This window comes from Acinetobacter lwoffii (assembly GCF_024129115.1).
Lineage (GTDB): Bacteria > Pseudomonadota > Gammaproteobacteria > Pseudomonadales > Moraxellaceae > Acinetobacter > Acinetobacter lwoffii_T.
In genome coordinates, this window is the sequence record NZ_JAMXXO010000001.1 from 332,794 (window position 1) to 346,750 (window position 13,957).

Annotated in this window: 11 protein-coding genes; 7 read left to right on the plus strand and 4 right to left on the minus strand. The window is 43.7% G+C overall.

Features of this window, described 5'->3' with window-relative positions; genetic code table 11:
* The first annotated feature begins 232 nt into the window (after positions 1-232).
* The 6 genes from hrpA to NI470_RS01670 all read left to right on the plus strand — a co-directional run bounded on the left by hrpA (position 233) and on the right by NI470_RS01670 (position 10,441).
* The gene (gene hrpA, locus NI470_RS01645; protein ID WP_253147539.1) at positions 233-4,156 is read left to right on the plus strand and encodes an ATP-dependent RNA helicase HrpA; all 3,924 of its coding nucleotides are present in this window, start codon (positions 233-235) and stop codon (positions 4,154-4,156) included.
* Positions 4,157-4,186: 30 nt separating this feature from the next.
* Positions 4,187-5,296 (plus strand): beta-ketoacyl-ACP synthase III, encoded by a 1,110-nt coding sequence (locus NI470_RS01650; protein WP_004278914.1) that lies wholly within the window; start codon positions 4,187-4,189, stop codon positions 5,294-5,296.
* Positions 5,297-5,322: 26 nt separating this feature from the next.
* On the plus strand, positions 5,323-6,075 hold the full coding sequence (locus tag NI470_RS01655; protein WP_253147538.1) for a 1-acyl-sn-glycerol-3-phosphate acyltransferase: 753 nt from the start codon (positions 5,323-5,325) through the stop codon (positions 6,073-6,075).
* Between the two features lie 196 nt (positions 6,076-6,271).
* Positions 6,272-8,278: a hypothetical protein gene (locus tag NI470_RS01660; protein ID WP_253147537.1), complete on the plus strand. Its 2,007-nt coding sequence runs from the start codon at positions 6,272-6,274 to the stop codon at positions 8,276-8,278.
* Positions 8,279-8,368: 90 nt separating this feature from the next.
* On the plus strand, positions 8,369-10,084 hold the full coding sequence (locus NI470_RS01665) for an AAA family ATPase (protein ID WP_004278911.1): 1,716 nt from the start codon (positions 8,369-8,371) through the stop codon (positions 10,082-10,084).
* Positions 10,085-10,114: 30 nt separating this feature from the next.
* A complete protein-coding gene (locus tag NI470_RS01670) occupies positions 10,115-10,441 on the plus strand; it encodes a gamma-glutamylcyclotransferase family protein (protein ID WP_219309079.1) in 327 nt (108 codons plus the stop codon).
* A 259-nt stretch (positions 10,442-10,700) separates the two neighbouring features.
* Here the strand turns inward: NI470_RS01670 and NI470_RS01675 are convergent, their stop codons facing one another.
* Complete coding sequence (locus NI470_RS01675) at positions 10,701-11,153, minus strand: DUF441 domain-containing protein (protein WP_004278909.1); 453 nt, start codon at positions 11,151-11,153, stop codon at positions 10,701-10,703.
* A 140-nt stretch (positions 11,154-11,293) separates the two neighbouring features.
* Between NI470_RS01675 and NI470_RS01680 the strand changes: the two genes are divergently transcribed.
* Positions 11,294-12,001 (plus strand): pseudouridine synthase, encoded by a 708-nt coding sequence (locus tag NI470_RS01680; RefSeq protein ID WP_004278908.1) that lies wholly within the window; start codon positions 11,294-11,296, stop codon positions 11,999-12,001.
* Positions 12,002-12,044: 43 nt separating this feature from the next.
* Here NI470_RS01680 and NI470_RS01685 read toward each other — a convergent pair whose 3' ends face one another.
* The 3 genes from NI470_RS01685 to NI470_RS01695 all read right to left on the minus strand — a co-directional run bounded on the left by NI470_RS01685 (position 12,045) and on the right by NI470_RS01695 (position 13,956).
* Positions 12,045-12,488 carry a GNAT family N-acetyltransferase gene (locus tag NI470_RS01685; protein WP_004278907.1) on the minus strand — a complete coding sequence of 148 codons (444 nt, stop codon included), beginning with the start codon at positions 12,486-12,488 and terminating at the stop codon, positions 12,045-12,047.
* 97 nt (positions 12,489-12,585) lie between these two features.
* Positions 12,586-12,933, minus strand: a complete 348-nt coding sequence (locus NI470_RS01690; protein WP_004278906.1) for a type II toxin-antitoxin system RelB/DinJ family antitoxin — start codon at positions 12,931-12,933, stop codon at positions 12,586-12,588.
* Between the two features lie 114 nt (positions 12,934-13,047).
* Positions 13,048-13,956, minus strand: a complete 909-nt coding sequence (locus tag NI470_RS01695; protein WP_004278905.1) for a pseudouridine synthase — start codon at positions 13,954-13,956, stop codon at positions 13,048-13,050.
* Position 13,957 lies beyond the last annotated feature (1 nt).

The following is a 13,957-nucleotide window of genomic DNA, read 5'->3' on the forward strand; positions in this document are numbered from 1 at the left end:
TTTTCCGCAAAATAATTTAAATATCAATTTCAAAATTAAACTGATGATTAAATCTACTCAGGAAAATTCAAGCGTGTCATATAGATATTTTGATAGGTTTATGGCGCTGAATTGAGGGAAATCAGGCAGCCAAAGCCAATTTGTCCGGCACTTAACAGAACTACGACTATCTGAAATCTAATGAACCAAGTAAAATAAACCTTTCCTGTTTTTTGATGTGGGTGTTTTCTCTGTGCAGAGTCATTTAAATGTAGATCAATGGATAATGGCGCGTGACCGTCACCGTTTAAATCGACTGAAAAAGGGGAAAGACGCAGATGCCAAGCAGTATCAGGAATTATTTGAAAAATCCAATCTGAAAGTACGGCAACGGCTTGAACGTCTTCCGAACATCAAGCTGAATCAGGATCTACCGGTTACTCAGTACACTGATAAGCTGATTGCCGCGATTCAAAAGCATCAGGTGATTATTGTGGCTGGCGAAACCGGTTCTGGTAAAACCACCCAGTTACCGCAAATTGCTATGCTGGCTGGATGTGGCCTGACCGGAATGATCGGACATACCCAGCCGCGTCGACTGGCAGCCCGCAGCGTATCACAGCGTATTGCCGAAGAAGTTGGCGAAAAACTCGGTGAATCAATTTCCTTTAAAGTACGTTTTACGGAACAGGGTTCACAAGACTCAATTGTGCGTTTGATGACAGACGGTATTTTACTGGCCGAACTGACGCATGACCGATACCTGACCAAATATGACACGATTATTATTGATGAAGCGCATGAACGTTCGCTGAATATCGACTTCATTATGGGTTATCTGAAGCAGCTATTGCCACGTCGTCCCGATCTGAAAGTCATCATTACTTCAGCAACCCTGGATGTAAACCGTTTTAGCAGTTACTTTAATGGTGCACCAATTTTTGAAGTGGAAGGCCGCAGCTTCCCAGTCGAGCTACGTTATCGCCCGATCTCGGAAATGAGCATTGGCGGTAGTGATGATGATGAGTTTGATGATTTTGAAGAAAACCTGCCTCGCGCTGTGGTCAAAGCAGTCGAAGAATGCTTTCAGGATGCACAGGAAAAAGGTCATCCCGAACATGCCGATATCCTGATTTTTGCCAGTACCGAGCAGGAAATTCGCGAGTTACAGGAAACCCTGATCAAACATGGGCCACGCCATACGGAAGTATTAACTTTATATGCGCGTCTGGCGCTGGCCGAACAGCAGAAAATCTTTAATCCTTCTGGTGGCGGGCGACGCATTATTATTGCCACCAACGTAGCAGAAACAGCTTTAACCGTTCCGAATATCCGGTATGTGATTGATAGCGGTTTTGCCCGTATTTCGCGTTATAACTATCGTTCACGGGTGCAACGTCTACCAATTGAAGCCGTTTCTCAGGCAGCCGCGAACCAGCGTAAAGGTCGTTGTGGTCGTATTGCGCCGGGTGTCTGTATACGTCTGTATTCTGAGGAAGACTTCCTGAGCCGTCCTGAGTTTACCGAACCAGAAATAAAGCGAACCAACCTGGCATCTGTAATTTTGCAGATGCAAAGTCTGGGCTTGGGTTCACTCGAAGATTTTGATTTCATCGAACCACCAGATCATCGTTTGGTCAATGATGGCCGCAAGCTCCTCATTGAACTGGGGGCAATGGCTGAGAAAAATTCTCCTAAAACTGAAGATGATCAAGCAAATCCCTCTAAATCTCCCTTTGAGAAAGGGAGACTTCAAAGCAGTGGCTTAACCAAAATCGGTTATCAAATGGCGAAAATGCCGATCGATCCACGTCTGGCCCGCATGATTCTTGGTGGTGCACATTTTGGCGTGCTGAACGAAGTTCTGGTGATTGTGGCAGCGCTTGCAGTTCAGGATCCGCGTGAACGCCCTGCGGACAAGCAGATGCAGGCAGATCAGAAACATGCACTATTCCGTGAAGCTGATTCTGATTTCCTGTTCTATATCAAGCTCTGGGAGACGCTGCACAATAACCGCGAAAGCATGAGTGAAAATAAGCGCCGTACTTTTGCGCGTAATCACTTCCTGAGCTGGCTGCGTCTGCGTGAATGGAAGAAAACTCATGAGCAGCTGGTGGAGTTGGCTAAGGGTTTAAAACTGTCATTTAATGAAAAGAAAGCCAGTTATGAAAATCTGCACCGTGCCTTGTTGACCGGTCTCTTATCATTTATCGCCAACAAGACCGATGAGCGTAATATTTTTATGGCGGTGCGTCAGCAAAAAGCACGGATTTTCCCAGCTTCTACCTTGCACAAGACCAATACGCCGTGGGTGATGGCCTTTGAAATGGTCGAGACTTCCCAGGTGTATTTGCGTACCCTAGCCAAGATTGAGCCGGAATGGATTCTGCTGGCCGCGCGTGACCTGCTCAAGCATCATTATTTTGAACCGCACTGGTCGAAAAAAGCTGGTGTGGTGAATGCCTATGATCAGATTTCATTATTTGGTCTGATTATTGAGCCGAAACGCCCAATCAATTATGAAAAAGTAGATCAGGCGGCCGCGCATGAAATTTTCTTGCGGGATGCTTTAACCACTGGGCATTTAGGCATTACTCCACCATTTTTAAAGCATAACTTGCTTAAAATGGAAGAAGTCGAGCGAGTAGAAGACAAATTACGCCGTCGTGATCTGGTGGTTGATGAAGAAACCATTTACCAGTTCTATGCCTCGAAAGTGCCGCCTGAAGTGGCCAGCCGTCGTACTTTTGAAGACTGGCGTGCCACGGTTGAGCCTCAGAATCCGCGTTATTTATTTGTCGATGATGATGCGCTATGGCTGAATGACCGGCCGACGACACAACAATTTCCGGACTATTTGCACAATGGTAGCCTGCGTCTGGCTGCAACCTATCGTTTTGACCCGAGTCATGATGAAGATGGCGCGACAGTTAAAATTCCCCTGCAAGCCTTGGCCCAGGTCGATGAAGGTATCTGGTCATGGGGGATTCCGGGTTGGCGTCTGGATCTGATTGAAGCATTGCTAAAAGCTTTGCCGAAGGATAAGCGCCGTAATCTGGTGCCGATTCCGGATACTGCACAAAAACTCATAGCAAAAGTAGATGCGCAGGATTTACAGAAACATATTTTTAGTTTCTTGGCATTCCAGCTGCGAGGCGAACAAATCACGGAGAAAGATTTCAGCTTTGACCGGGTAGACCAATATCTGTTGCCTTTTATTAAAGTGACTGATGAAAAAGGTCGTGTCATTGAGCAGGGGCGTGATCTTGCCGAGCTGAAAGCGCGCTGTCGGACTGAAACGCATAGTCCGGTCAAACAGCTTAAAGGTGAATTTAAAACCTTCCCGGAAAGCTTTGTATTTGAAGCCTCACAAAAAGTCACCGGTGTCGTGGTCAAGCAGTACCAGGCGCTGGTTCCGACTAAAGCTTTTTCTGCCCTGGAGCAGAAAGATGAATCGGGTGTGGTGATTCAGACTTTTAATGATCAGGCTGAAGCGATCAAAAAACATCGTGAAGGAGTGATCCGACTGGTGCATATGCAACTCGGAGACTTGACCCGCCAGTTGAAAAAACAGATTTCCAAACCTCTGGCGCTGGCTTATTCACCACTCGGTGATAAGGCACAACTGGAACAAATGTTAGTTTATGCCACACTGCACATGTCTATTAATGAATTACCTGTCAATGCGCAAGAGTTCCAAAAACTGGTTGAAGATGTAAAAAAATCTTTCTTGACTTATGGCCAAGTTGCCCTGAAAGAGATCACGGATATTTATATCCAGTGGCAGGAAATCCGCCGGAAATTATTGGTTTTAGATCATTCTGTGTTTGAAAAAAATATCAATGATATTGAAGATCAACTTGATTTAATGAGCCTTTCTGACTTTGTGTATCGTAAACCTTCCGATGTATGGATCGAATTTCCACGTTATTTGAAAGCCTTGATCTTGCGTTTGGAGCGCTTGCCCAATAATCTACAAAGGGACAATTCCGCCATTGACCAAATTGATCAATGGATGGAAAAATTATTCAAGTTTAAAGATGACCCTCGCCTGAAAGAATTGTATTTCATGGTCGAGGAGTTAAGAATCTCATTGTTTTCACAACCGATGAAAACAAAAGCACCTGTGTCTCCAACTCGCTTGCAAAAAGTATGGGATCGTCTTGGAATCAGTTAAGATATAGGTAATTCAGATAAGGAATTTTACATGGGCATCCGCATTACGGGTACTGGCTTATTCCATCCGGAACATGTCATCACCAATGAAGAATTAGTTGAAAGTTTAAATGCTTATGTGGAACTGTTTAATCACGAAAATGCTGACAAAATCGCTGCAGGCGAAGTTGAAGCGCGTCGTGGTTCTAGCGCAGACTTTATTGAAAAAGCATCTGGCGTACAACGCCGTTATGTCGTAGAAAAATCAGGTATTCTTGATCCAAAACGCTTACGTCCTAATTTACGTGAACGTGCAGATGATGAAATTTCACTGCAAGCAGAATGGGGCGTAATCGCAGCCAAACAGGCGATGGAAAATGCCGGTGTGACTGCCGAAGACATTGATATCGTGATCTTGTCATGCTCGAATTTGCAACGTGCTTATCCTGCCGTAGCGATCGAGATTCAAACCGCTCTAGGTATCAAAGGCTATGCCTATGACATGAACGTGGCGTGTTCTGCAGCAACATTTGGTCTGAAACAGGCTTATGATGCGATCAAAGCAGGCGCGCGCCGTGTGTTATTGGTGAATGTAGAAATTACCTCTGCACATACCGATTTCCGTTCACGTGACTGTCACTTTATTTTTGGTGATGTGGCAACCGCTTCAATTATTGAAAATACTGACAGCAAAACCGGTTTTGAAATTCTAGATTCTGAGTTGTTTACCCAGTTCTCAAATAACATCCGCAATAACTTTGGTTTCTTGAATACTTCTGAAAATGCTGACATTGACGACAAACGTTTCCGTCAGGATGGTCGTAAGGTATTTAAAGAAGTCTGTCCATTGGTTGCGAAAATGATTACTGCGCAACTGGAAAAGAATCAGATTGAGCCGACAGGTGTTAAACGCTTCTGGTTACACCAGGCCAATGCCAGCATGAATGAACTGATCCTGAAACTGGTGGTTGGTAAAGAAAATGCCAAACCTGGTCTGGTACCGATCATTCTGAACGAGTTTGCCAACACGTCTTCTGCCGGGGTGATCATTGCCTTGCATCGTACTGCACATGAAGTTGAAGATGGTGAATACGGCGTGTTGTGTTCATTTGGTGCGGGTTATTCAGTAGGTTCGATTCTGGTCCAAAAGCGCGTGGCATAATCCGGAGTAGATAGGGAGCAGACAGCTTGCAGGTCAAACATGATGGGCAATGGATTAGACGCTTAAGTGCCTTATCCAAATTATATTTTACCCCTACCTTTTTAGGGGCTGAATATATTGATGCCAGTCGGCCTGCAATGTATGTCGGTAATCATTCCATGTACGGCATCTTTGATTCGCCGATGCTGATTGATTACCTCTATAACGAACATAAAGTGGCTGTGGTCAGTATTGCGGATCATAGCCATTTTTATGTGCCCTTATGGCGTGAAGCCGTGAAAAAGTTTGGGGCAGTCGATGGCATCCAGCATTATGTACGTGCTGTGATGCAGCAGGGCTACTCGATTCTGGTGTTTCCAGGAGGTGGGCGTGAGGTACTCAAACGTCAGGGTGAACAGTATCAGCTGATCTGGAAGCAACGCTACGGATTTTTAAGACTTGCTCAGGAATTTAACTATGACATTGTCCCTTTTGCTGCGCTTGGTGGGGATGAAGTCTATGAGATTGGCTTTGATGCCAATAAGATCATCCAGCATAAATATTTTCAAAAACTCCTCAAAGTACCACAACTCAATAAATTATTACGTCAGGGCGATGTGATTCCATCTTTGCCTAAACGATTATTCCCAAAACGCCTGCCATTTTATTTTCAGTTTATGCCGCGACAATCGATTGCTCAGGTTCAGACTCAGGAAGAGCTGATTGCATTTCGACACAGCTTGCAGCAACATATTTATACCGGCTTGGCCGAGCTTAAGGCGCTACGTCAGCAAGACTAAAAAAGAAAAATTCTTCCTGTAAAATCTAGGCTATGATCTATTGAAATGTTCTATTTTTAGCAATGAGGATGCATGGACGGTTTTATAGTGCAAGTGATGCCATAATGTATTTTTAAGTGTTCACTGATTGGCGATCAAGGACTCAGCATGATCCAATATAAAAATAAGATGATTCTAAGATGACCGAGGTGTACGTATGGAACAGGAAAGCTTGGTAGCATCTTTAAGGTTATTGGCACAACAATGTTTAAGGATTTCTCCAGAGCTGAACCAGCTTTATCTTGACCAGATGGCGATGATTGGTCATCTGAATGCACAAAATTTAATAAAAATTCAGCAGGATCAACACCGGATTGAATTGGTGGATGGCCTGTTTCATATCCAGTTTCATGCTCCACGTGCATTAGACTTTGGAACTACGTCTGCTTTGCTAGACAGTCATTTTTATTTTCAGCAACTCAAGGCAGAAGCCCTGGAGGAATTCTTTTTACAGGATATCTATTTCCTGACCGGGGATTTAAAACCACAGCATTCGCTGTATTTACGCGACAAAGCCAAACAGTTACGTCAACTTATTCTGGCTCAGGTTTATGCGTGGGTTAATGGCCCGGAACGGGTGTTCGAATTTCTGCAGAAAATGTCGATTGTTCAAGCTGAGATTGTCGACCAGCAGCTGATCAAGGCCGGGTTGTATATAACACCCGTCATGCAAAACTTTGTTCAGGATGAACAAGAGATTCCGCAGCAGATTCTTGAACGCTTGCAACAGGCTTTTTCTTTGGAGTGCCTGCAGCAGGATGAATTCCTGTCGATCCAGTCATTGATGGACAGTCTGGATGAGTTCTGTTTTAGCGCCGCACAGTTTTTGCCTCCGGCGATGTTCCGGATTATGTCGCTATCTTTTGAAGAGCGCTTTAATCTGCATGAACTGAATGATCATACTGATGATATCTGTTTGCTATATCGGCATGCTGAGGAGCAGAGCAACTTACTCGGTTTTGTCCGTTTGATGAACCGGGACGTGTGGCATCGGGATGATTTATTATCCAAACGGAATTTCCTGGAAAATTATCCGTATTTATGGCAGAAAAAGGTGGCCCGATTGCCACTGTTTGACTGTCATCGTGCAGTAAACTGGATCTTCAAGCAACCGGCCGAGGTACTGGACTGGATCAGTAATAATATCCAGCATAGCAGTGTGCGGGTCGCAGTAACGACCCTAAGTTTTGTAGACAGCCATCATATTCATCCGCAGATTATTCTGGCGACCTTACAATATTTTCAATATGTCTCGGCGCGACTGTTTATTCATAGCATGCATGAATATGCGATCCAGCATGACTGGTTTCAGCACCAGCATAATCAGGCGGTGGTATTAAAAGGCACACGCCAATCGATCGAGGATCAGCGGATTGCGATTAGTCCGTCAATTCTGTATCTGGACGAATGGATGGAGCTGCTGCGCAATGTAGTCAAAATGGATGATCAGCTGACCAAAAAGGTTTACCTGAACTTGAGCCGGATGATGCAGGCTTATATGCAGCATTTATATAAAATTACGGCGCATTTACCCGATGAGGTTCTGGTGTATATTCAGCCTCAAAGCCAGCAGAACCGTGATTTCTATAATGTTCTGCACCGCTATCGCATTCCTTTTACTGAGTTCAGGCAGCTGTTTTATTTGCAAAGCGGGCATGTACGTGAGTCGCTATTTGACAGTTATGTGCGTGACTATCTGGTAGAGTATTTTTCCAGCCATACAGAAATACCGAAAAATCTGAGCTGGACCAGTTTGTTTAATCAGGCGGTCGTCTGGCATGATCAGGTTCAAAAGCAGGAAATGATCGCCAAGCTGAAAAAACAGTTCGCACTGGTGAACTGGACACCAATCACTCAGGTTTCATTTTTACTGTATTTCAACTGGCGTTTTGAAGAACTTAAAACTTTGGATCGGATTTTAGAGGAATCTAAAATTTTCAGGAATTGTCTGGCGGCAAGCTATGCTCAGCAAATTTTGGAAGGCCAGTATGTGGCCTTTCGTATGTCTCATCCTGCTGTGCGCCTACCCTTGATCTTGGGGTGTCAATTAGTGAATGGACAGGTGATTTTTGATCAGCTGGAATATCCGAATAACCAGAAAGCAGAAGCTGAATACAGTAATATCGCCATGCATTTTATTAACTGGCTCAACTTGCAGGCCTGACAGTTCAATACAGCTTGTTTTCCTCCATGACGCTTAACTTTTCCGCTAAAAATCGTTAGGCTATAGCCGTTCTTTTACGGTATTGCTCTTATGAAACAGGAAACTGCCCTTAAGTTACTCAAAGCAGGAGAAAATGTCTTTTTAACCGGTTCTGCCGGTGCAGGAAAAACCTATACGCTGAATCAATATATTAATTATTTAAAGGCACGTAAGGTCGCCGTCGCGATTACCGCATCGACCGGTATTGCAGCCACACACATGAATGGTATGACTATTCATACCTGGGCAGGCATTGGCATTAAAGACTTTTTGTCTGAAGAAGACTTAAAGCGGATGAAAGAGCGCAAATACTTAAAAGAACATCTGGAAAATGCGCAAGTCCTGATTATTGACGAAATTTCAATGCTGCATGCCAAGCAGCTGAATCTGGTCAATCAGGTACTGAAATATTTCAAGGAAAGTGATGAAGCTTTCGGTGGTATTCAGGTGATTGTAGCAGGGGACTTTTTCCAGTTACCACCAGTCGGTAAAAATGATGAGCGCAACCGCGACAAATTCTGCTTTATGTCGGATGCCTGGGTCGAAGCCAAGTTTCGCGTTTGCTACCTAACTGAGCAGCATCGTCAGGGCAATGATTATTTGAATGACATTCTGAATGCGATCCGTGCGCAGGCGATTAGCCATGAACACCGCACTGCTTTACAGGCCACGCGACATCAAGAAATTGGTGATACCTATACGCGCCTGTATACGCATAATATGGATGTGGACAGTATTAACTTTAAACATCTGAATGAAATTGACAATGATCCACGCCAGTTTGATGCGCAGTGCGATGGCAATGAAAAGCTGATCGAGACTTTAAAATCGTCAGTGCGAGCGCCTGAAGCCTTAACCTTGAAAAAACATGCCAAAGTCATGTTTGTAAAAAACAACTTTGATATGGGTTATATCAATGGCAGTCTGGGCGAAGTCATCAGTTTTGAAGAGGATGATGAATATGGTGTGCTGCCTAAAGTCAAATTGACCGATGGTACTACATTGGTGGTTGAGCCTGAAACCTGGTCGGTAGACAATGAGGCCGGTAAAACCATTGCCAGTTTCCAGCAGATTCCATTGCGTCTGGCTTGGGCGATTACCATTCATAAATCACAAGGCATGACTTTGGAAGCCGCTGAAATTGATCTGAGTCATACCTTTGAAAAAGGCCAGGGCTATGTCGCCTTGTCCCGTTTAAAAAGCTTAAATGGCTTACGTTTAAAAGGCTTTAATGAACAGGCTTTGGAGCTCGATAGTCTGGCGATTAAAGCCGATCGCCGTTTTCAGGAACTTTCTGATGAAGCCGAAGCGAATTTCGAAAATGTCGATTTGACTGCGCAGCACAAAGCCTTTATCCGACATTGTGGCGGGACTTTGAATGAAGTTGAAATCCAGCGCAATGAGAAGAAAATTGCCAAGAATGCTGGAAAACAAAGCTATGCCACTGCAACGTTAGATGAAACGCGTGAACTGTTTGAAGAAGGCTATGAAATTGCCGATATCGCGACTGAACGTGGTTTGACTCCGGCAACCATCATCAATCATTTGGGACGTTTGCATAAAGAGCAGGGACTGGATATTTCAGTTGCCCATCCGGGTGAAGAGGTCGTGGAGCAGGTGCGCAAGATTTATAAACGCTTGACCAAGCGTCAAAATTCGGAACATTTTAATGATGACGGTTCTATTAAGCTGCGTCCGATTGTGGAATTGACTACGCCTAAAATGGCTTATGACCAGGTGCGTCTAGCACTACTATTTGTAGAGTAATCATCAAAATGATGTTTAAGAGTTCTTAAGATGCACAGTTTATTCGTATACGGCACGCTTCGTCCGCAGCAACCCAATGCCCATGTGATGGAACGGATTGGGGGAAGCTGGAAAGCCGGTTATATTCGTGGGCATTTGCAGCAGCGCGGTTGGGGTGCTGAGCTGGGCAGTCCGGGTATTCAGCTCAGTGATTCGGGAGAAACTGTTACCGGTTATGTATTCATATCCGAGAATCTCCCTAAATATTGGAATGAGCTGGATGTATTTGAAGGCGATGAATATCAACGTATTCCGGTTAAAGTATATTTGGAAAATGGTCAGACGATAGAAAGTTTGGTCTATGCTTTGAAAGATTAGACTGGGGTGTGTCATTTATTGAATTTCAAATTTTTATCAGGTCAGAGCTTCAAAGATCATAACTTTCCTTTGACTTGGTTTCAAAAGATTGAATTAATAAAGTATTCCGTTGATCTGATAGTATCTTCTGAGCAAGCCTGAAGCATTGCTTTAGAGCTTAGCGCAAGATAATCAACGGGTGGTCTGCATATTTCCGGTCATGTGATGTATTTTTGAGAAATTATTGCATACTGGGAATACGCGCTGATGATTTGTACATTTATTGTGTACTAATCAATAAGGATAAAATCCCAGCCGCAATTAAAGGACCGACTGGAACACCGCGTAATACTGCTACACCTGCTACTGTGCCTAATAACAGTCCGGCCACTACATCTGGCTGAGTGGACATCAGCTTCACTCCACGTCCTCCCAGCCAAGCGACAAAGACCCCAATCGCGATTGCCAGCAAAGACTTCCAGCTCAGGAAAGATTTGAGAATACTTTCCCCTGAAATTTTGCCACTGGCAATTGGTGTCAGAACACCAATGGTCAGAATAATAATGCCGATATTTAAACCGTGCGCCTGCACATAAGGCAATAAACTACTGAGAGGTGTGATTTTTAAAACAATTAACACCGCTGCAGCAATGGTGACGGCACTATTGTGACTGAAAATACCGCAAGCCAGTAAAACCAAAAGAACAATCAGATTCAAATCAAGTTGCGACATAAGCGGGAGAGAAAGAATGAAAAATAAAGCTATTGTAGAGCTTTTCAACGCATGATACCTAGAAAACAGCGTAAGAAACCAAATTCATGACTATTTCAGGATAGAATGCACAGGTCTTCACTCGATACAGGTATAAACAGATGCTATTGGAAAAAATGTTGCAGTCACAAGGTTTCGGCTCCCGCAAGCATTGTCAGCAACTGATTAAAAATGGTGCTGTTTCAATTCAAGATGAAGTGATTGACAATCCCAAACATAAACTGGATTTGAATCACTTAAATTTCGAGGTTTATGGGAAAAGTCAGACCTATCGGGAAAAAGTGTATATCGCCTTAAACAAACCACAGGGCTATGAATGTTCACATCAGGCGACACATCATTTTAGTGTGTTTGACCTGTTTGATGACATTCTGCTGAATCGGGGGATTCAGTGTGTGGGGCGTCTGGATCACGATACCACCGGACTGCTACTCTTGACTGATGATGGACAGTTCCTGCAAGCGCTCACCCATCCTAAAAAGCATGTCGCCAAAGTTTATCAGATGCAAACTGCGGATCCAGTGACGGATGAACAGATTCAGCAACTAGAACAAGGTGTCGAATTGAGAAATGAAAAAGGCATTTTTGCAGCTACTGAAGTGGCTCGTTTGGCTGAAAATCGTCTGCAAATGACCATTCATCAAGGTGTCTATCATCAGGTAAAACGCATGCTGGCTGCCGTAGGCAATAAAGTTGAACAGCTACATCGTGCACAGATTGGTGCTTTGGCCTTGCCTGAACTGGCTGAAGGGGAATGGCTGTATTTAAATGCTGAACAGGTGGCGCAGGCCAAATTCCGCTCGGAATAATAAATTTTTTATTCGCTTGAAATGTGATTAAAAAGTTCAGGACTTATTTCAGGAAACAGTGATAAGTCTGAAATTCATCATCCTTGATAAATCCCATGGATTCGTACAATTTATGCGATTGATAATTGTTTTTTTGGGTTTCCAGGGTGATTCTTAAGGCCTGTTCATGTTTGGCAAATAAAATCGCGGTATCAATCAGTTGTTTGGCTGCGCCCTGACGCCGAAAAACCGGGGTGATATAGACATCATCCAGAATATAATAGGTCGAGCAGGCCACCGAAGAAAAACCCAGATACAGGATAATAAAGCCGGTAAAAGTATCATCTTTGGTATTAATGAAAATGACGGTCTGTCCATCTTCAAAACGCTGTTTTAAAAATTGGTAAGAGAGTTCAGGATTGGAAGACGTACCATAAAACTGTCGATATTCATCAAATAATACCGCCAGCTGATTCAGGTCTGCTGACTGGGCGCGTCGTACGAGCATTGCATACTCCATGCTAATTTTTTATTGATTATCAGCATCAAGCATAGCGAAGTTTATGAGTGGCAGGCTTTAGAAATTGTTCGGAAATGCAACAATGTTAAATTTTGTCGCTTTCACCCAAAATGGCATTCAGCTCTTCAAATAAATCAAGATGATCATCATCCAATGCAATCTCCTGATCATCCAGCAGATTCAGGGCCGAACTGGAAAGCGCATTTTGCTCGGTTTTCGCTTCATTTTGTTTCAGCTTGCGCAGCCGGATCAGTTGTTCCAGATTGATATTCTGGTTTTCAATCGAGAAGGGGATGGATTTGGTAATCACCACCTGCTTGAAAAAAAGACGCACGGCCTGAGCTGGCGTAATCCCCAATTGCTTAAATACCGCAAAGGCTTGTTTCTTCTCTTGCGAGTCCAAGCGAATTTGATAAACTTCAGTTTTTCTCATAATATTTTTAAAGCTTTAAATTACTTAACTTTTCGCCTTTATTCTAATCAATTACGTTTGAAATTCAATCTTAAAGCGACCGATTTTAGAAAATAATCTGTAATGACAAGAGATTTACAGTGTCAATTCAAGGTGCGAGCTGAAATTCATGCTTTTCTGCGTGATCGGATCGACAAATTGAATATGTTTGGCCAATAAACTTAAAGGTGCTGAAAAATCATCTTCCGCTTTATGCGCTACTTGGGGGTAAAAGGGATCGTGCTGAATCGGAATACCCAGATGATTCAAGTGCACCCGTAATTGGTGCTGTTTGCCAGTATGCGGTTTCAGCTCATATTTAGCCCATTCTGTATTATGTTTCAGCAGGTCAATCACCGTCTCGCTATTCGGCGTTCCGTCTAGCACGTGCATGGTATAAAAGGGCTGTCCCTTTTCCATTCTTAATCGCGTGATCAATGGAAATTTTAAATCAGGGTGATAGGCCGCAATCGCATGATAGGTTTTCTGAACCTGACGTGTGGCAAACATCTGCTGATAGATTCCACGCGATTCCACGCATTTGGAAATCAGGACCACACCTGCCGTTTCACGATCCAGCCGGTGAATGGGCGTTAAATGCTCATTGCCGGTTTGTTTTTTAAGCCGAACCAATAGCGTTTCCTGCACATATTGTCCGGTCGGACTCATAGTCAAAAAATGCGGTTTATCGACCACCATGAAATGCTCATTTTCAAATAAAATCTGATGTTGAAAAGGAACATGCACTTCATGTGCCAAAAAGCGATAATAGTAACAATGGCTATTAGCCTGAAATGGACTTTCTGTGGTTAATTGATTGCCCTGAGCATCATAGACCAGACCTTCGTTGAAACGGGACTGCCATTCATCTGCTGTGATATGCGCGAATTGTGTGCATAAATAAGCAAAAACTGTCAGGGACGCATCCGGACTGGCTGGCAAAAATACTTTACTGGCACTGACCCCATTGAGCATGGGCGGGTTAAATTCAACAGTTGGTTGCATG